Source organism: Mesorhizobium sp. CC13 (assembly GCF_039907765.1).
Classification (GTDB): Bacteria; Pseudomonadota; Alphaproteobacteria; order Rhizobiales; family Rhizobiaceae; genus Aminobacter.
The window spans coordinates 22,602-40,434 of the sequence record NZ_JARDJI010000005.1 but is presented as its reverse complement, the minus strand read 5'-3'; the positions used below and the strand labels follow the sequence as shown (position 1 = coordinate 40,434).

At 68.2% G+C, this 17,833-nt stretch carries 16 protein-coding genes; all 16 read right to left on the bottom strand.

The window, feature by feature from the left end; genetic code table 11:
• Positions 1–2: 2 nt before the first annotated feature.
• From PV773_RS09465 to tssA, 16 genes are read right to left on the bottom strand one after another with little or no spacing between them, the layout of a single operon-like run.
• Entirely contained in the window at positions 3–485 is a 483-nt protein-coding gene (locus tag PV773_RS09465; RefSeq protein ID WP_347966115.1) for a hypothetical protein, read from the bottom strand.
• Positions 485–907, bottom strand: a complete 423-nt coding sequence (locus PV773_RS09460; RefSeq protein ID WP_347966114.1) for a hypothetical protein — start codon at positions 905–907, stop codon at positions 485–487. The genes PV773_RS09465 and PV773_RS09460 overlap by 1 nt, the downstream gene beginning before the upstream one ends.
• An 11-nt stretch (positions 908–918) precedes the next feature.
• Complete coding sequence (locus PV773_RS09455) at positions 919–1,779, bottom strand: DUF4150 domain-containing protein (RefSeq protein ID WP_347966113.1); 861 nt, start codon at positions 1,777–1,779, stop codon at positions 919–921.
• 2 nt (positions 1,780–1,781) lie between these two features.
• Entirely contained in the window at positions 1,782–2,321 is a 540-nt protein-coding gene (gene tagF, locus PV773_RS09450; protein WP_347966112.1) for a type VI secretion system-associated protein TagF, read from the bottom strand.
• Positions 2,303–5,842, bottom strand: a complete 3,540-nt coding sequence (tssM, locus tag PV773_RS09445) for a type VI secretion system membrane subunit TssM (RefSeq protein ID WP_347966111.1) — start codon at positions 5,840–5,842, stop codon at positions 2,303–2,305. The genes tagF and tssM overlap by 19 nt, the downstream gene beginning before the upstream one ends.
• Before the next feature lie 3 nt (positions 5,843–5,845).
• The gene (gene icmH / locus PV773_RS09440; RefSeq protein WP_347966110.1) at positions 5,846–7,168 is read right to left on the bottom strand and encodes a type IVB secretion system protein IcmH/DotU; all 1,323 of its coding nucleotides are present in this window, start codon (positions 7,166–7,168) and stop codon (positions 5,846–5,848) included.
• A 4-nt stretch (positions 7,169–7,172) separates the two neighbouring features.
• Positions 7,173–8,507 carry a type VI secretion system baseplate subunit TssK gene (gene tssK / locus PV773_RS09435; RefSeq protein ID WP_347966109.1) on the bottom strand — a complete coding sequence of 445 codons (1,335 nt, stop codon included), beginning with the start codon at positions 8,505–8,507 and terminating at the stop codon, positions 7,173–7,175.
• A gap of 37 nt (positions 8,508–8,544) precedes the next feature.
• Positions 8,545–8,997 (bottom strand): type VI secretion system lipoprotein TssJ, encoded by a 453-nt coding sequence (tssJ, locus tag PV773_RS09430; protein WP_347966108.1) that lies wholly within the window; start codon positions 8,995–8,997, stop codon positions 8,545–8,547.
• 3 nt (positions 8,998–9,000) lie between these two features.
• The gene (gene tagH / locus PV773_RS09425) at positions 9,001–10,449 is read right to left on the bottom strand and encodes a type VI secretion system-associated FHA domain protein TagH (protein ID WP_347966107.1); all 1,449 of its coding nucleotides are present in this window, start codon (positions 10,447–10,449) and stop codon (positions 9,001–9,003) included.
• The gene (gene tssG / locus PV773_RS09420) at positions 10,446–11,510 is read right to left on the bottom strand and encodes a type VI secretion system baseplate subunit TssG (RefSeq protein ID WP_347966106.1); all 1,065 of its coding nucleotides are present in this window, start codon (positions 11,508–11,510) and stop codon (positions 10,446–10,448) included. The genes tagH and tssG overlap by 4 nt, the downstream gene beginning before the upstream one ends.
• The gene (gene tssF, locus PV773_RS09415) at positions 11,474–13,348 is read right to left on the bottom strand and encodes a type VI secretion system baseplate subunit TssF (protein WP_347966105.1); all 1,875 of its coding nucleotides are present in this window, start codon (positions 13,346–13,348) and stop codon (positions 11,474–11,476) included. Before tssF ends, tssG begins: the two co-directional genes overlap by 37 nt.
• Before the next feature lie 2 nt (positions 13,349–13,350).
• Positions 13,351–14,106, bottom strand: a complete 756-nt coding sequence (gene tssE, locus PV773_RS09410; RefSeq protein WP_347966104.1) for a type VI secretion system baseplate subunit TssE — start codon at positions 14,104–14,106, stop codon at positions 13,351–13,353.
• Positions 14,093–14,557 (bottom strand): type VI secretion system tube protein TssD, encoded by a 465-nt coding sequence (gene tssD / locus PV773_RS09405; RefSeq protein ID WP_347966103.1) that lies wholly within the window; start codon positions 14,555–14,557, stop codon positions 14,093–14,095. The genes tssE and tssD overlap by 14 nt, the downstream gene beginning before the upstream one ends.
• Positions 14,558–14,584: 27 nt before the next feature.
• Entirely contained in the window at positions 14,585–16,087 is a 1,503-nt protein-coding gene (gene tssC / locus PV773_RS09400; protein ID WP_340040175.1) for a type VI secretion system contractile sheath large subunit, read from the bottom strand.
• Positions 16,088–16,090: 3 nt separating this feature from the next.
• Positions 16,091–16,630 (bottom strand): type VI secretion system contractile sheath small subunit, encoded by a 540-nt coding sequence (gene tssB / locus PV773_RS09395; protein WP_340040177.1) that lies wholly within the window; start codon positions 16,628–16,630, stop codon positions 16,091–16,093.
• A gap of 6 nt (positions 16,631–16,636) precedes the next feature.
• Positions 16,637–17,776: a type VI secretion system protein TssA gene (gene tssA / locus PV773_RS09390; RefSeq protein ID WP_347966102.1), complete on the bottom strand. Its 1,140-nt coding sequence runs from the start codon at positions 17,774–17,776 to the stop codon at positions 16,637–16,639.
• Positions 17,777–17,833: the final 57 nt, after the last annotated feature.

Below are 17,833 nucleotides of genomic sequence, written 5' to 3'. Positions count from 1 at the left end.
GCTCAGCACCAGGCGCCGTTAGCGTCCATGCCGATCGGCCAGTAGGGCATGCAGGCGATCAGCCGCACCAGCTCAACTTCCTCGGCGTCGACCAGCCATTGCAGCAGCAGGGTTTCAGGGTAGACGACGCTGCCGGTTTGCTTGTTGACCTCGCAGCAATCGAGCCAGTAGTTGCGCACGATCCAGATCACGTTGCCGTGCGCGGCAGCGCCCGCGGCTCGCTTCATGAAGGCTTCGCGGATCGCTGCGTCGCGGCCGAGGCCCAGTTGCAGCTGCGCGGCGACCGTGTTGGCCCACCAGTGCGCCGCGATGTCGTAGGCGGTCCGGATATCGTCCCGGTACCCGTCGAAAAGCGCCTGGTGTCGTTCGGAACTCTCGCCGAGCTTGCGGGCCGCGACCTTCGCGTCCCTGGGCTCGACATGACCCGGCTGGCGCAAAAGGCGACGAATCCCGCGTTCCGTTTCGAAGAAGGTGATCAGCGACATCAGGTGATCTCGTCGTCCTGGTCTAGCCCGATGGGCACGAACACGAAACCGTTGACGACCTCGACCAGGTCGGGCGCCTTGCTGGGAATGTCGTCGACGAGCAGGTCTATTTGGCCGGCGTAGCGGGGGCTGTCGCCGATGTCGTCGACACCCCATTTCTCCTCCGGCGCCTTCTCCGCTGCTTCAACGAAGTCGTGCTCGTTCTTCCGGTTCAGGTTCTCGATCTCGAAATAGAACTTTCGGAAGACGTGCAGGAAGCGCGGATGCCCGGAAATTCCGGTCGGCCAGGTCAGCGAGGCCGCATCATAGCCCTCCGCCGCGACGATGCCGCGCCACCAGGCCCTGATCTCGGGCAGGACCGCGCGCAGTTCGGCGATATAGCGTTGCTGGATGTCGTTGTAGCTCTTGGCAATGGAAATCATGGCCCGCCCCCTCAAAGCGTCGCCGCATAGGCGTCCGCCTGGCTTCCCTGGCTGCGGTAATGCGCTTCGCAGTGAGGTTTGACCCGGCTTGCGCGTTCGAAATACTTCTTGAAATCCGCAAGCTTCATGTTGCACCCGCCGAGCGCCCAGGCCACGCACAGCGGCGGCTGGTGGTCGTGGGTCATATGGCCCTTGCCGCGCGCCATGTCCTTTCCGTGGACTGGGTCCTCGTAGCGTACGATCGCTCCGGTGCTCGACCTCTCGGTACGCCAGTGGGCGCGCGAGACCCTTTTGTCGTCTCGCTTGCATTCCCAGCATGGCTTGTTGCGCACCGCCTTCTTCTGGGCCGGGGAGGGGTCCTTGTCCGGCCGGTGGACGTCTGCGTCATAGGGCTTGCTCGGGCACGGGCCGGGCGCGATGCCCTTGCGCCTCAGCAGCGCCTTGAAGGTGTTGATCGCCGTCTGGTCGATGCAGTTGGGTATGTCGCTGGCCGTGTTCTGGGCCATCATGTCGCCGTGACGGTCGACGCCCTTGCCCTCCGCCTTGACCGTGAACGACCACAGCTTGAAGACGCCCTTGCCCTTGATCTTGTGGGTGATGACGCCGGCGCCGAGGCCCTGCGTCGCCGGCTCGTTGCCGGTGCTGGTCGAAATCTCCGAGGAATTCTCGATCGCCGTCGGCTCGCCGTCGATCTTGACGCTCTTGGTGCCGTTGGACAGGTCCGAGGAGGACAGCATGTTGACGTAGGGCACCGGCACCGGGCCTGCGGGCGGCGAGGGCGGCGACAGGCACACATCGCCCGGCGCAATGCCCTTGCCGTTGCTGCCCTTGTGGAAGAAGCCCATGCTCTCGGCAAAGACGGTGATCGCCATGATCAGCCTTCCTCCGCCGGCAGGGGCACCGTGCGCATGGCCGGCAGGCCGTTGTCGGCGAGATCATGGATGTCCCTGAAATGGCATTCGTGCACGTGCCAGCCCTCGCACCAGAACACGATCCCCGGTTCCGCGTCGCCGGCGGCCGGCAGCGGAACGGCGCCGAGCCGTTCTGCGATCATGGCGCTCGCCCAGTAGCGCGACACCGCATCGCCCGCGATTGCGGCGACCGTTTCGAACCATGCGTCGTCCTTGCGGGGCGCGTGCCCGACGGCGGCGATCACGAACGGATACCTGCGCCCGGCGCGATCCTCGCTCATCCGCCACGCCCCGGCGCCCGGCTGGTCGCAGAAGATGCCGGCCGGCACCGTGAAGCGCCACACGCGCGGATCGAGTTCGCCCTCGTCGGGGCGGGCCCGGAGTTCCATCGACATCCAGCGATCCCAGCGGTCGACGAAGCTGCGCGGCAGGTTCCAGGAAACGAAGTCCCCCGTCGCCGGGATCTTGCCGAAGAAGCCCGTGGTCACAGCTGCGGCGGGCATGTGAACCTCTTGAACATCTGCAGATTGTAGGGGTTCTCGACGCTTGCCGCCTTGAGCTCGAAATCCGCATAGAAGTTCTTCGCCCCGAGGCGAAGATTGTAGACGTCGGGCAGGGCCGTGCCGGAAAAGCGGCCGTTGCTCAGCATCCTGAGCCACGCCCAGCTGCCGGTCTCGTTGACGATCACCTCCGGCGAGCCGTCGATCGGCTGGAACGCCAGCGAGATCGTGCCGGTGCCGTCCTTGCCCGGCCAGGTCATCGGCTGCGGCCGCGTGGCGTTGTTCGAATAGACGAGGTTCTGGCCATCGAGATTGAGCGTCACGCGCACCACGCTCGGCGACAGGTCCTTGGGCTCGAGCGTAAAGCTCATCACCGGCCCGGTGCCGCCGGGAAAGAGGTCGTCGCGGATGCGCCGCGCCTGCTCGAAGGCGGAGAGCGCCGCGGAATCGAGGCCGAAGTCGGCACGCCATGTCCACGGCTGCCTGGCCGTGTCGACATAGCTGATCAGATGGTCGTTGGTGAAGCTGTCGATCAGCCCGCCCGGCCCGAACAAGCGGGCAAAATCGCGCACGTTTACGTCGACGGCGCTGTCGGGGCTGAACGGATAGCGGTCGGTCAGCGCCGCCTGGCAGAAGGGCAGGATGTCGGCGCGCCAGATGGCGTTGAGCTCGGAGGTCACGGCCCTTTCGGTGAGGCCGCTGGTGTCGCCGGCGATGCCGCCGAGCCAGTCGTCGATCGGGTCCGGCAGGATCTGGGCCTGCCTTGCCACCGCGCCGGTGAGTTCGGCGAGGCCGCCCTGCTTCTTGATCGCGTCCTGCGGGTCGGGGCTGGCGGTCACCGTCTGCAGCACGTTGGACAGCGCGGTCAGCGCGACGACGGCCGAGTCGAGCGCCGGCGGCTGCCCGTCGACCTCGGCGACAGCGCCCTTGAGAGGCTTGAAGTGCTCGGCGACCAGCGTGCCGGTCATGTCGACCTCGTCCGCCGATCCGGCGCGCGGCAAGAGCTTTGCGCCGGCCTTGGCGAGCTTGCCGACCTTGCCGAGCTTGCCCAGAAGCTTGGACGCGCCTTTGGAGCCCGCCTTGTTGTCGGCCGGCTCTTCCTCGTCCGAGCGGGTCAGGTCGGTCTCGCGCACGACGGCGGTGACCAGCCGCTTGAGCGCCGAATCCGCGCTCGACAGGTCCTTCAGGTTCTCGCTGGCGACGTTGAGGTCGGTCAGCGGCGCGAGCCGGATATCGCGCAGCATGCTGTCCCACTGGGCGATGAAGTCCTCGTAGTAGAGTTTGAGGATGTCCTGGGAGAGCGCCGACACCGACGTCTCGGCATTCTCCTCGCAGCCGCCGGCGAACACCGCACGGTCGAGCGCGGCCTGGGCGGCGACGTCCTCCAGCCTGTCGAGGATGACATCGTGGAACCCGGCATAGGTGAAGGCCCCTGACACTCCCATGCGCAGGGTCTTGTCCGAGCGGCGGGCGAACACCTTGGAGCCGTTCGGGCCGGCAAAATTGGCCGGTATCCACTCCTTCAGCTCGGCCACGGCCGGGTCGCCCAGCAGCTGCTCGTAGGCGCGGGCGGGCAGCGAAATGGTGCACACGCTCTTCAGCGCTTCGCCGACCAGCGCCTGGTCGGGGGCGACGTAGCTCACGTCGACGGCCATGCGGCGGATCGCGGCGAGCTGGTGCTCCTCCGCGTCCGGGGTCGGGAAGGGGGCGACCGGCGCATATTCCGGCAGCTGGTTGACCCACCAGTCCTGCGCGAACTCCGTGTCCATCTGCGACAGGCCGGTCATCATCCGGTAGGTCTTGAGCGCGCCCAGCATGAATTCGGGGTCGCGGACCTGCCGCCACATCGTGGTTTCGAGCAGCGCCACCATGCGCGGCTCCAGTATGTTGCGCAGGGCGTGGTCGTAGGCGTCCGTCTGCGCGCGCAGCAACTCCGGGGAGGCGCTCGGCCCGATGAAGTCACGGGCGCCGCCGGGCGGCGCCGTCCGCGCGTTGGCGACCTCCGTCATCGCCGCAAGGGCCACGTCGATGTCGGGCGTGTCGACGGGGGCAGGGCTCGCCGCCATCGGCGCCAGTGGCCCCTGCAGCGCCTCGAACTGGCCCGCCTGTGCCGAAATCGCGTTGCGGCTGTCGTAGTAGGACAGCCCGAACACCAGCGCCGCGACCAGGGCGGCGGCGGCCGAGGCTGCGGCGGCGCCGCGCCAGATCCAGGTCCGGCGGCGCTGCGCCAGCGGATCGAAGGTGCCCAGCCCGGCTTCCTTGAAGATCACCTCGGTGAGCAGGTTCTTGAGGAAGAAGCTGCGCTTCTCGATCCGGGGCGAGGACATCATGCGCCGCTGCGGCAGGCCGAAGGAGGCGGACAGTGCGGCAGTCAGCCGGTCGATCGGCGCGCCCTCCTGGGTAGCCGACGTTAGATAGACGCCGCGCAGCCAGGCGCTGTCCTCATAGCGGCTTTCGCCGAAGATCGTCTCGACCAGCAGCCTGACCGGATCGGACAGGCTTTGCAGCTGCGCTGGGAACCTGAATATCTCCGCTCGCGCGGCGAGGTTGTCCTCTTCTTCCAAGCGCGGCACCAGCCGGCGTTCGAGCTCGCCGCCAAGCACTGCGATGCCCTGCGCCACCATGTTGCCGTCGACGCGGGCGTCGGGGGCGTAGGTCGTGCCCCAGACCTGCTCGCGCGCCGCGGTCGAAAGCCCGTCGAAGAAGGGTTCGAACCCCTTGATCAGGTCCGCCTTGGTCAGCATCAGATAGACCGGCAGGCGGATTTCGAGCCGCTCGTTGAGTTCGGCCAGCCGCCGGCGGATCTTGCGGCCGTGCGCCTTCACCGCCTCGTCGCCCTCCGAGAAGGCGTCGACCGACAGCGCCACGATCACGCCGTTGAGGGCGCGGCGGCCGCGATGCTTCTTGAGCAGGTCGAGGAAGCCCAGCCACTCGGCGGCGTCGACGTCCGGCTGGCTCTCCTGCTGCACGTAGCGGCCGGCGGTGTCGATCAGCACCGCGCTCTCGGCAAAGAACCAGTCGCAGTTGCGCGTGCCGCCCACCCCGTGCAGGTCGTCGCCGAGGTCGATGGGGAAGCTCAGGCCCGACTGCCGCAGCGCCGTGGTCTTGCCGGTGGCAGGGGGCCCGACGATCACGTACCAGGGCATGTCGCGCAGCAGCTTGCGGCCGCCCAGCTTGCGGCGCTTCAGCTCGTCCATCAGCCCCTGGAACCTGGCGCCGACGGCGGCGACGCTTTCCTCCTGCGGCGTCAGCGGCTTTTCAGTGGGTGCCGCGGCGATTTCGGCCACGAACACCCGGTTGGCCAGGATGGCGCGCCGCTGCGCCACGATCAGCCAGATCAGCCACAGGATGACCAGTCCCGCGATCATGCCGATGCGCACCGTTTCCGAGGCGAAGGGCGCACTCCGGCCGATCTGGACGATGGGGCCGAACACCCAGATGATCGCCGAAAGCAGCGCCAGCCCGATGAACGTCCAGAGCCACCGCGATGTCAGGACCGACCAGAGGAAGCGCAGGATGAACATCTGTCACAGCCTCTTTTCGACCAGCACTTCGACACGGCGATTGAGGGCGCGGCCTTCGCGCGTGGCATCGTCGGCGACCGGATCGGTGGCGGCGCGTCCCTCCGACTTGACGCGCTCGGCCGGCACGCCGTTGTGGACGAGGAGATCGGCGATGGTCTCGGCGCGCGCCTCCGACAGGCGCTGGTTGGTCGACAGCGGGTTGCTGCGCTGGAGCGGAATGCCGTCGGTATGGCCGACGACCGTGACGTTGCCGATCAGTTCCTGGTTGTCGAGGATCACCTTGGCGACGGAGGCGATGAGCGGCTGGAAGCCGTCGGTCAGTTCGGCGCGCGACGACTGGAACAATTCGGGATTGGTAGCCTGGATGACCAGCTTGGCGAGCGAGACGCTTTCGGTCCCGCTCAGCGCAGGGCGCAGCCCTTCCGGCGCCGCCGCCTGGAATTCGGGCAGCAGCGCGAAATCGACCTTCTCGACCGGCGGCGCTTCGGCCTGCGGTGTCGACCGCAGCAGCTCGGCGCGCTCGGCCGGCGGTAGCGCCCGCACCAGCGCCGACAGCTGCAGCGCCTGGTTGCTCAGCGACATCTGCAGCGCCACGTAGATCCCGGTCGCCACCACCGCCGCCAGGGCGGCCATCACCCAGATCGGCACGGTGAAGCGCTGCGGCTCGTCGGCGGCGACCACGCCCCGCCAGTTCGGCGAGAGCGGCGCATCGGCGGCGTCGGCATCGCGCAGGAAGCGCGCGGCGGCGACGCGCACGGCGTTCAGCGAGCGGTCGCCGGCCCGGCCCGGCACGCGGTACTTGCCGCGGAAACCGAGCGCCATGCAGAGATACTGCAATTCCAGCATTTCCCTGTCGCGGTTCGGATGGCGCTCGAGCTCCTCCAGCCGGGAGAAGAACTGCGCGCCGGCATCCACGTCGCCGCGCAGCATCACCACCAGCGGCTGGCGCGGCCAGGCGCTGGCGCCGCCCCATGGCGTGTTGAGCGCGAGATCGTCGAGCAAGGCCGCGACCGACCACGCCGCCTGGTCGGCCCGGTCCAGCGACGATCCGCCGGCCACCGCCGTGTCGCGCGCCCGCACCAGTTCCTCCTGCAGGCGCGTCCTCAGCGCCTCGGGATTGTCGGGCGGCAGCGCGCTCTCCAGCTCCGGTGCGAATTCGAGCAGCGCCGAGAATGCATTGACCAGCTTGTTGGGGTGGCTTCGCAACCGCCTGGCGGGCGCGGATGCAGCGGACACGGCGGCCGCACGCGGCATCGGCGTGGCGACCATGCGTATCCTGGTTCGCTCGCGATCCTCCGACAGGCCGAAAGGATCGTCCTGGCTCATCGCGTCACCTGTTCACCGAATAGCAGTCGACCTCGGGTTCGCTGGGCAGCACCCCGGAAACGCCGATGACGAAGCCCGGCGCGTTGAGCAGCGAGGCCCAGTGCTCGCTGCGCTGATCCAGTTCGAGGCACAGCCGGTCGCCGTCATAGGGGATCTCGCGCGGCTGCGAATGCAGCGGCTTGAGCGGGATGCCGGGCAGGCGCGACTTCCACAGTCCCTCGAAATCCCCGGCCGCGCCCACCGTCGCCTGGTTGACGAATATCTTGCGCAACGCGTCCTCGGAAAGCTCCGAACCGACCCGGATGACGATGCGGCTGGACACCAGGAGCTTCGGGTTGTCGATGCGCACCTTCCACACATTGGTGGAGTGGCGCATCACCGGCAGGGCGCGCGACTTGGGCTCGACATAACGCAGGCTGAGGATCAGCGAGCGCAGGGTCTCGGCCAGCGCCAGGTAGGCCGGTCCGGGCGCCATGTGGTCGTAGGCGGGCAGTTCCGCCAGTCGCCGCGAACTCGATCCGAAGGTGGCCATCGAACCCGCCAGGCCCGCCAGTTCCAAGAACAGGTCGGCCGGGTGGAAGATGTCCTGCGCCAGCATGTGCGCCAGCCGTGGCCGGGCGGCGTTGGCGAGATGCAGCATCATCAGGTCTTCGACGCTGCGGCCTGGCCCGCCGAGCACCATCTTGGCATGCGCCTCGGCGATCTGGTCGAGCCCGGTGATGACCTCCTGCAGCAGTTGCGCATACCAGGCGACCGCCCCGGTCGCGAGCGTCGGCGGCAGGAAGGTCTCGTCTGTGGCGACGCCGCCGTCGGCCCTCAGTCCGCGGACCTCGGTCACCGGCAGGGCGGTGTAGCCGCCGATCGATTTGCCGGGCGGCAGAAGCAGCGCCTCCGGCCTGGCGATCTCGATCTCCTCGGGATCGGCCCCTCCCTGGACGGCGTCGCGGACGGCGACGATCCGCCCGCGATAGCGCGCGCCGGACGTCTCCGCATGCGCCGGATCGAAGCCGACCCCGCCCGGCGGCTCCAGCGGCAGCGCGACGAGCACGGGGCCGACGCCCATCTCGGCGGTGATGGCGAGCGGCCGTGGCGGGTCCATCGTCTCGGGAATGGCGAAGGGCGTGCCGTCCGGGAAGATGCCGCGCGCTGTCAGCACGGCGACCTGCCCGGCTTCGAGCAGGGCAGGGTCGAGCGTCAGCGAACGGAATCCGAAGGTATGGAGCTGCCCGGCCTGGAGGGCGCCGCGCACCGTCGTTTCGAAGAAGCGGTCCTGCTGCTGGAAATGCTGCGTCCTGAGGAACAGCCCTTCGGACCACAGAACCCTGTTTGCGTCGGTCATGCGGCAACTCTCTGCATCGACAACCCCACGTCTCCGGCTAGGCCGAAATGCCTCCCTTGCCGAGCGTCACGGGTATCGTGAGCGTCGACCCGGGCGACACCGACTTCGTCGTCCGCCATGTCCTGCCGGTGGGCTCGCGGACGAGTGCGACGAAGCCGAGCGCCGTCGCCTCCGGCTCGACGGTGATCGTCTTCGAGGCCGGCTTGCCGGGCCCCACCGCGATCTGGTCGGAGCCGAGCAGGTCCCCGGCAAGCGCCGTGGCGGCGTCGCCCTGGAGGGCGAAATAGTCGGCCGAATTGAATTTTCCGGTGCTCTTCAGCCGCAGGACGAGAACGGTCACGGGCCGGTCGCTGCCGTCGGGCCCGGGGTTCATGCCGGCTTGGCCGCTCATGTTGATGGTGACCGCGGAAGGCTTGGGCGGCCCGCTTTGGCAGGCGGCCACCAGCCCGGTAGCACCAAGGGCAAGGATGAAGTCGCGCCGGTCGATCATGCGTCACTCCTCTTCATAGGCGTTGCGGAAATCGGCGCCGATCTCGCCCATGAAGCGGGTTTCCGCGCTCACGGCGATCTCGCGATGGCGTTTCTTGTAGAGGTCCCAGAGCTTGGCGCCGCGCCCGCCGGCAAGCAGTGTCTCCAGCGACGAACTCGACTTTAGCTCTTCCTCTAGCGCGGCCGGGTCGAAGCGGTCGATCATCCGCCGCAGCGCCCCCTGCAGGCCGCGCCAGGCCCGCACGTGGTGATGGGCGAGGTCGCGGACCGCGTCCTGGATCGCTGCGTCGCCATTGAGGAAGCCCGCGCTGCGCTCGGCCAGGATCGTGGCGAGCGCGTCGTCGACGGTGGGCAGGAATTTCAGTGGATTGACCTCGGAGGCCCCCACGACCGTCTGCTCGAGGCGGGCATTGCCCTTCTCCTCGGCCCGCTTGCGCAGGAGCTGCATCAGCCCGTCCATCATCATGCGGTACTGCCGGCCGAGCCTCTCCATCTCGGCGATCGGATCTAGGCCGGAGACTTCCGCGTCGTCCAGGCCCATGCCGCGCATGAAGGCGGCCCTCAGCTCCAGGTCGGATGGGGCGGCGTGTGCCTGCGTCCGGCCCGGTCTTGGCTGCGGGACACGAGCCGGCGGACTTGGCGCGGCCGGTTGCACCGGCAGGTCCCAGGGCGCAGGCGAGGGCGACCTTGACGCGGGTGCGCGTCGTTCTTCCGGGCGCGGAGCGGGCGTTGCCGGTTCCATGGCGAAGCCGTCGTCGAACGCGACCGCGGGAGGCGCCGGGTGGGACGGCGGCGCAGCCATGCCCGTGTCCGGCGCGAACGGATCGGAAAATGTCGACGTGGCGCTCCGCTTGTCGCCATCCTTGTTCGAAGCCGGCGTGGGCACGGGATCGAGGCTGAACGGATCGTCGAAGGCGGGCGGAGTCCGTTGCGCTGCGTCGCTTCGCTCATAGGCCCGGAACGCGCCGGCCTCGGGCTGCTCGAACGGGTTGGGCAAGTCTGCAGGGCGCGGCATCGGAGGCGCTTCCTCCGTCGTTGCCGCAAAGAAGTCGTCGCTGCCGATGCCGGCAGGCGCGCGCGATGGGATGGGCGGGATCGGCGCGGCGCGAACGGGGGCGGATGGCCCCGCCGCTTCGCCAGCCTGCAGCTCGACCCACAGCACATAGTCGCCCAGCCTCAGCCGCATGCCGTTCCTGAGCCGCACGCTGTTGCCGGCGCCCAGCGGGCTGCCCGCATTGTCGACGAACAGGCCGCTGCTCGACGTGTCGGTGACGAGATAGCCGTCCCTGTCCGCCGTGATCTTGCAGTGGGCGCGTGAGACGAACATGTCGGGATCTTCGATCTGCCAGTCCGCATCGGGACTGCGACCTATCACCAGTTCCCCCTTGTCCAGCCGGGTCTGGCGCACAGCCTGTGCGCGCGGTCCCTGCTCAAGCGTGAGGAGCAAGCTCATGCCCCGACTCCCGCCACTTCGGGACGCCAGCCGACGATCGTCCGCAGGCGCATATCTTCAGCATCTTCCCTTTCCCGCCCAGGCGCAAGCCACGCCGTTCTGCCGAGCCGTGCCGCCCCGACGCGTGCCGGCGGCACCTCGTCGCGCGCCAGCACGATCCTCAGGTCGACGTCGAGCGTCTCGCCGATCAGGTCGCGTATCGCCCGTTTCAGCAGCCCGAGGCGCGCGCCGCCCGGCAGGAACTCCAGATAGGTCGCGAGCCCGAGCGGGCCGATGCGAAGTTCGACCCTGCTTTGCCGGCTGAAGCTGCGCGGTCCGATCGTGGCGCCTTGTCCCAACGCGGCATGCTGGCCGCCGAGCCGTGTCTGCAGCGCGCGCGGAACCGGCAGCCAGGCTGCGACGAACTCCTTGAGCCGGACCGGCACGTTGAAGGCCTCGGCGATGAACAGGGTGAGGCGCTCGGGCCCGTCCACCTGGCAGGCCAGCGATGCGGCCTGGCGCAGCTTCACCGCATCCAGTTCCGGCGCTTCCGCATTGCCGGTGCCGGGCAGGCCGATGCCGGCCATGGCTTCGAGCATCGCGTGCACCCGTCCGGCCACCGGGCGTTCGACCTGCACTCCCGGATGGGCGTCCGCCCAGGCCCGGTAGTAGAGCGCGATCATGCGGTGCTGCAGCACGTTGACGAAGTCGACGAAGGTGGTGTCGCTGGTCTGGTGCGCGTCCTGCCCCGCGAACCAGCGCTGCGACAGCCGGTCCAGCACCCAGCGCGTGATGTGCAGCGGCAGCGGCCCCTCCGGGCCGAGCAGCCCGAGATTGGCGACGGTGACGCGGGCAGGGGCGTCCTCGCTTTCCGCGCTGAAAGCGACTACGTCCTGGGTGGAAAAACCGAGCCGGATGTGTTGGCCCAGGCGCGCCGGCTCGCGCTCCGGCCGCCCGGAATGGCCGAACAGCCGGCCGCTCTGCGCCTCGAGACGCCGCAGCAGCTCGAAGAAGTCGTAGCGCTCCGAAAGCGGCAGCCCCGCGCCTAGATCAGGAAGCGGTTGCCGGGCGTCATCGGCCATGGCACATCCTCCTGCTTTTGAAGCAACCGCGTGCGGGTCCGCACGAACCCGTTGATGCCCGAGTGCCGGGCAAACAGCCGCGCCAGCAGCGCCGACAGCAGCAGGCTGCTTTGGCCGGAAAGCACCGACTGGTCCACCTGCAGCGTCACCTCGGTGCCGCGGCCGAAGCACATCGGGCCTTCGATCGGAAGCCGCTCGATCACCGGGCGCGACTCGATGCGGACGATCGAGCGCACGTGCCGCGCCATCCCGGGACCGCCGCGGTCGGCATAGAGGTCGAGCAGGGCGTGCAGCGGATCGACCCCGCGGCCCTCCTTGGCGAGGCTGAGGAAATTCAGCGACAGTTGCGCCACCAGCCGCCAGGCAAGCTCGTCGGCCCGCGATTCCCCGTCCGCCCCGGCCGGCAGCGCTGCCGGTATCGACGGCTGCGGCGCGCGCAGGGCGCCAAGCAGCCTGACCGACTCGACGGGATCGCCGCTTTCAAGCGTCAGCGACGGCGTGTCGTCGAGGATCGGCAGGTCGCGGTTGGTGCACAGCGCATTGACCTCGATGCGCCTGAGCGGCCGGTTGGCGGCGCTTGCGGCCGGGCGCGAGATCGACAGGAAGACGTCGTCCCCGAGATAGGAGGTGCGGGTCACGCCTTCGCGGCGCTCATCCTCCGTGGCCCGGCGCGGCCGCCGCTCGGTGGCATAGACCCAGCCGCTGCCCCGGTTCTGCCCGAGGCTGAACAGGGCAGGGATCTCGGCATCTGGACCCTCGCTCTCCGCATCTGCGACCCGGGTGACGCGATAGATCTCGAAATCCCTTGGGCGCGTGCGGTCGGCGTAGAGCACCTGCCGCGTCCGGCGGGCGTCGAGCTCGACGACGTTGCATTCGCGCTCGAACAGGTTGATCAGCGGCGTCGCGAACAGCTCGAAGTCGGCCGGTGCCAGGTCGGCGAGTTCAGGCACCGGGCGGCGCAGGAACAGTACGATCTCCAGGCCGCCGTCGCAGTTGCGGGCCACCGGCTGCAGGCCCTGCACGCGCAGATAGTGGAAGCGTTCCGGCATCATGAAATACTCGCGCAGCAGCCGGTAGCCTTCGAAGGTCGGGCGCGTGCGCGGCATCAGCGCTTCGCCATCGCCGATGCCCGCCATCTCCGGCGCCGGCAGCGGCACCAGCTTGCCGGTCTTGCCCGCGGGGCGGGCGGCCATGCCGGCTGAGGCGCCGAAGATCGTGTCGAACAGCAGCGGCGCCTTGGTGCGCCCGGCAAGGTGCAGATCGAGCCGGTCGAGCGCCAGTTCGCCAAGCTTGCCCTTGCCCGCCCGTCCGATGCTTATGCGGATCGCCGCCTCGCCGCCCATGCCCGCGACGGGCGCCAGCCCGGCCGTCGCCAGCGCGCTTCGGTCCTGGAAGTAGCCGACCGACGAGATCTCGATCGGCCACAGCGTCACGTCCTGGACGGTGGTGAAGGTGCAGCGCGTCGAAAGTCCGGGCTGCAGGCTCGACACCAGCCGCGTCCCGCGGCTGACGAGGTGGCCGGCATTCATCGTTTGGACCTGCTGTCCGGGCTTGAGCACCGCCATCGCCGTCGCCGGCGCCGGCGCAACCAGGTCCGGATAGAGCACTTCGATGATGCTGCGGGCGAACCGCGAGCGTTCGGCGTCGACCTTCAGCCGGGTGCGGGCGGCCAGGAACGCCACGCCGTCGAGCAGCCGCTCGACATAGGGGTCGGGGCAGGGCGCGGTGTCGAGCGACAGGTTGCGCGCCACCGTCGGATGCATGTCGGCGAATTCTGCGGCCAATGCGCGGATGTGGGTCAGTTCCTCCTCGTAATATTCCAGGAAGATCCGATCCATGGTCAGGCTTCCTTGAAGTCCGTGCGCGCCACGCCGTTGTCGAGGTTGATCGTGGTCCGCAGCCTGAGGCGCTCGGGCGTCGGCGTCATGATGAGCACGGCGTCGATCTCGATCTTGAGACCCGTCCTGTCGCCGAGATTGACCGTCACCTTGGTCGCGCTCTCCTTGAGGCGCGGCTCGAAGGTGGCGAGCACCGCGCGGATCTCGCGCGCCAGCGTCTCGCGGTCGAAATCGCGCGACGAGCGGCCGGAGAAGGAGGGCACGCCGTAGTTGACGACGCTGCGGCGCACCTCGGGGAAGTCCTCGAGCGTCGGCGGCAGGCCGGCCGACTGCTCCAGTTCATAGTCGGAGAGCAGCGGGTGAGCCTCGAAGCGCTCGGTGTTGAACAGCGCCTCGATGTCGCGCCGCACCGCCTCGCGCAGGACGCGCGCCGACACCACCACGCCGCGGCTTTCGAGCTCGGCGCGGTGCCGGTTCTGGACGATCAGGCGGTGCAGCCGGCGCTTCTGCTCGGCCGTCAGCTCCGCGTCGGCGTCGATCGCCCGCGCCCCGGCGGTCATCAGCCCGTCGAGGCGCTCGGCGCCCAGCTCGTCCTGCAATGCCCGCTGCAGGGCATCGATCTCCGAGGCGAGCCCGGGGATGTCGTTCAGCAGGCGATCCCACAGGGACGGCTGGACGGCCTCCCGTCTGGCCCGCGGGCTTGCTGTGGTCTGCGCTGTATCGGTACCGTGACGGCGGGCATGCTCACTTGCCGACATGGACATCCATTTCGACCTCATGCTTGTCGTCATAGTTGAACTTGATGGACTTGTAGGCGAACGCCACCTTGTCCTCGATGACGTCCGGCTCGTCCTCGCTCGGGTGCATGTGGTAGGTCACCACGGAGGCATCGGTGAGGGTCACCACCAGGTAGTCGCTCGTTTCGCCCTCGATGGTGCGCCGGCAGGAAAACACCACCTCGTCCATCAGCGTGTTCTCGAACAGCGCCTTCTGCAGGTAGGGCGACGCCATGTCGTAGTGCTTGGTGAACTCGATCATGCCGAGCGCCACGCGGCCGCGCCGCGACAGCGAGTTCGGATCGTGCGGCGCGACCATGTTGTAGTCGACGCCGTAGATTTCGATCTCCTCCTCATGTCCGTCGCGCACGCTCGGGCCGGGGATGTCCGGGACTTTCAGGAAACCGTCTATTCTGGTTCTGATCTCAGGCATTTCGCTCTCCGTGGCTCAAGGACAAAATCAGGACTTGACGGAAGGCAGCTCCGAAACGAGGCGGAGCGAAGCGTTGATCCCTTCCAGTTGGTAGTGCGGGCGCAGGTAGAAACGGGCGTTGTAGTAGCCGGGCCGCCCCTCGACGCTGTCGACCTGGACCTCCGCGGCGGCCAGCGGCCGCTTGGCGCGGGCTTTGTCGTCGGCGAAGGCCGGATTGGCCAGCACGTAGCGGTTGATCCACTCCGTCAGCCAGATCTGCATGTCGGAGCGTTCCTTGAACGAACCGATCTTGTCGCGCGCGATCGCCTTCAGATAGTGGGCGAAGCGCGAGACCGGGAACAGATAGGGCAGGTTGGCGCTCAGCCGCTCGTTGGATTGCGCGTCCGGATCGACCAGCCGACCGGCGCGCGTCTCGTCGTCCTGCAGCGAATGCGCGCCGATGAAGGCCGCGATGTCGGTGTTCTTGCGGTGCAGGATCGGCATCAGCCCGAGCTTGGCGAGCTCCGCCTCGCGCCGGTCGTCGATCGCCACTTCGGTCGGGCATTTCATCGCCACCGTGCCGTCGTCGGTCGGGAAGCTGTGCACCGGCAGGTTGATCACCGCGCCGCCGTTCTCGACGCCGCGGATCTGGGTGCCCCAGCCGAACAGCTTGTGGCTGCGGTTGATGTTGACCCCCATCGGGAAGGCGGCGTTCATCCAGACATATCTGTGGTGGTCGCCCTGCACCTCCTCCTCGAAGGCGAAGCCCTTCACCGGCACCGTCTCCGAGCCATAGGGCAGGCGGGCCAGCACGCGCGGCATGGCGAGCCCGATGTAGCGCGCGTCCTCGCTCTCGCGCAGCGACTGCCACGACGCATAGGCGGGATTGGAGACGATCTGCTGCAGGTCCTGCGGATTCGGCAGTTCCTGCCAGCTGTCCATGCGGAACAGGCGCGGCGAGGCGGCCGCGATCAACGGCGTGTGCGCCGAGGCGCAGATGCCCGAGATGTTGCGCAGCAGGCTGACGTCGCGGGGGTGGTTGGAGAACTCGTAGGCGCCGATCAGGCAGCCGAACGGCTCGCCGCCGAACATCGAGTATTCGTCCGTATAGACCTTCTTGAAGATGGGGCTCTGGTCCCACATCTGGCCTTCGTAGTCTTCGAGCGTATCGGCCAGCTGCTCCTTGGAGATGTTCATCACCCGGATCTTCAGCTTCTGGTCGGTCTCGGTGTTGTTGACCAGGTACCAGAGGCCGCGCCAGGTGCCTTCCATCTCGCGCACTTCCGGCGCATGCAGGATCTCGTTCACCTGCTCCGACAGCATCTTGTCGATGCCGGCGATCAGCGACTTGATCGACTTGATCGCATTCGACGAGATCGTCGTCGTCTCGGAGCGCGACTTGGCGGCGAGCGCCAGGTTGCGCACCAGCTGCTGCAGCTTCTCGCTGTCGTCCTTCTTGACCTTGAAGTCCTTTTCGAGGAGTTCGCCGAATTCGCCCAGGTCGACGGCTTCGGCCTCGGCGACGGTTGCGACTTTCTGCTGTTCGGCCATGGTTCAGCCCTCGACCTTGTCTTCGCCGGCCACGGCCTGGCTGGCGATCTGTCCCAGAAGCGGTTCGTTGTTCAGGAGCTGGGCGATGCGCTTTTCGGCATCCACGCGGCCATCCATGAAGCCCAGCAATTCAACGAGTTGGCGGCGCATCTTGAGAATTTCCGCCAACTGCGGAACCTGCTCGGCGACCTTGTCGGGAGCGAAGTCGCCCATGCTGGCGAAGCTCAGGTCGACCGCCAGCTCCTCGTCCGTCGCCTGGCCCTCGGCGACGGGCAGGGTGTTCTTCACCCGCGCCTTCACCCTTGGCCCCAGCGCTTCCATGAATTTCGGGAACCGGTTGGCGTCGGTCTCGACGAAGCTGCGATCCTGGATCGACTTCATCGCTTCCCTGGTCTGCGACGCTCCGGAGAGATCGGCCATCACGCCCATGACGAACGGCAGTTCGATCGTGGTCGGGCTGCCGTAGGTCTCCACGTCGTAGGCGATCTGCACGCGCGGTGCACGATTGCGCTCGATGACCTTTGCTTTGCTTTCGGCTGGCATGCTTGGCTACCTTTCATCCTTCTGGGGCGTCTTCTTCGTGTCCGGAACCCCGGCCAGGAGCCGGAATTCCTTCAGCCCGGAGGGGGCCAGATCTTCCATCAGCTCTACGAAATCCATCGGCACCATCCTGCGCACGCGCCGCGCCAGATGCGGGATCGGGCTCGACGGTTCGGTTCGGTCGTAGAACGAGATGACGAGGTCGAGGCACTTGACCACGTCGTCGCGCGAATTGATCCGCTCCGGCAGCACAGCCGCGCCGGCCTGCACGGCTGCGGGCGCGGGGTCGTGGCCGTTGCCGACCGGAGGCGGGGGCGCCTCGGCGCCGGCGGGCGCCGCGCGCGCCGAGACGCGTTCGAGCGTGGCCAGGGCGCGTTCCAGGAAGCGCGACAGCGACGGCACGGCCGAACCCGTCGCCTCGACGCGGGCGTTGAACGCCTTGTCGAGCTCATCGAGGGCGGCGCGTGCGGCCTGCAGCTCGGCTGCCAGCCGGTCCAGTTCCGCCGGCGCCTGGTCCCGCTGCGCCGCGCAGGCGCTGCGCACCCGCGCCAACAATTGCTCATGGGCGGTTGCAAGTGCGGCCCTTTCGCTGCTGCTCAGCCCTTGTGCGGCCTCCTGCAGCATCACCCGCTCGTCGATCGCCGCCTGCTCGAGGTCGCGGCCGCTCACCGGGCCGACCCCGCGCGGGGCAAACAGCTTCATGCGCCGCAGGTTCCCCAACAGCCCGTCCTGGGCATTCTGCAGGTCGAGCAGCGCGTTGACGCGCCTCAGCGCCGCGTCGCGCGGCGTGCCGGCGGGCCGCAGGGCAGGGTGCATGGTCTCCCAGTGCTGCTCGAAGCTCCGCGCGATCAGCGTCAGGCCTTCGGCGAGACCGGGAAAACCCTCTTCGTTGGCGAGTGCGCGGGTGACGATGATGAGCAGGCGCAGGTCGCGGCCATGCGGCCTGAGTTCGTCGGCCTTGCGCAGGACGGCCGACCAGTCGACCGGCACGGCGACTTCCGCCGAGGGCTTGTTGTTGGCGTCGTGGACGACTTCGGCGGCGGGTTCGGTCAGCCGCTCCAGCTCGTGGAAGCGGGGATCGTTGCGCAAATCTTCTCCCGACGGATTCGCACCGTCCAGCGGACTAAGCCAGAGAGCAAGATCAACCACGCATCCCCCCACGCCAGTACTCGAAGGTCGGAAGTCGCCGGTATTTCACTCAGCCTT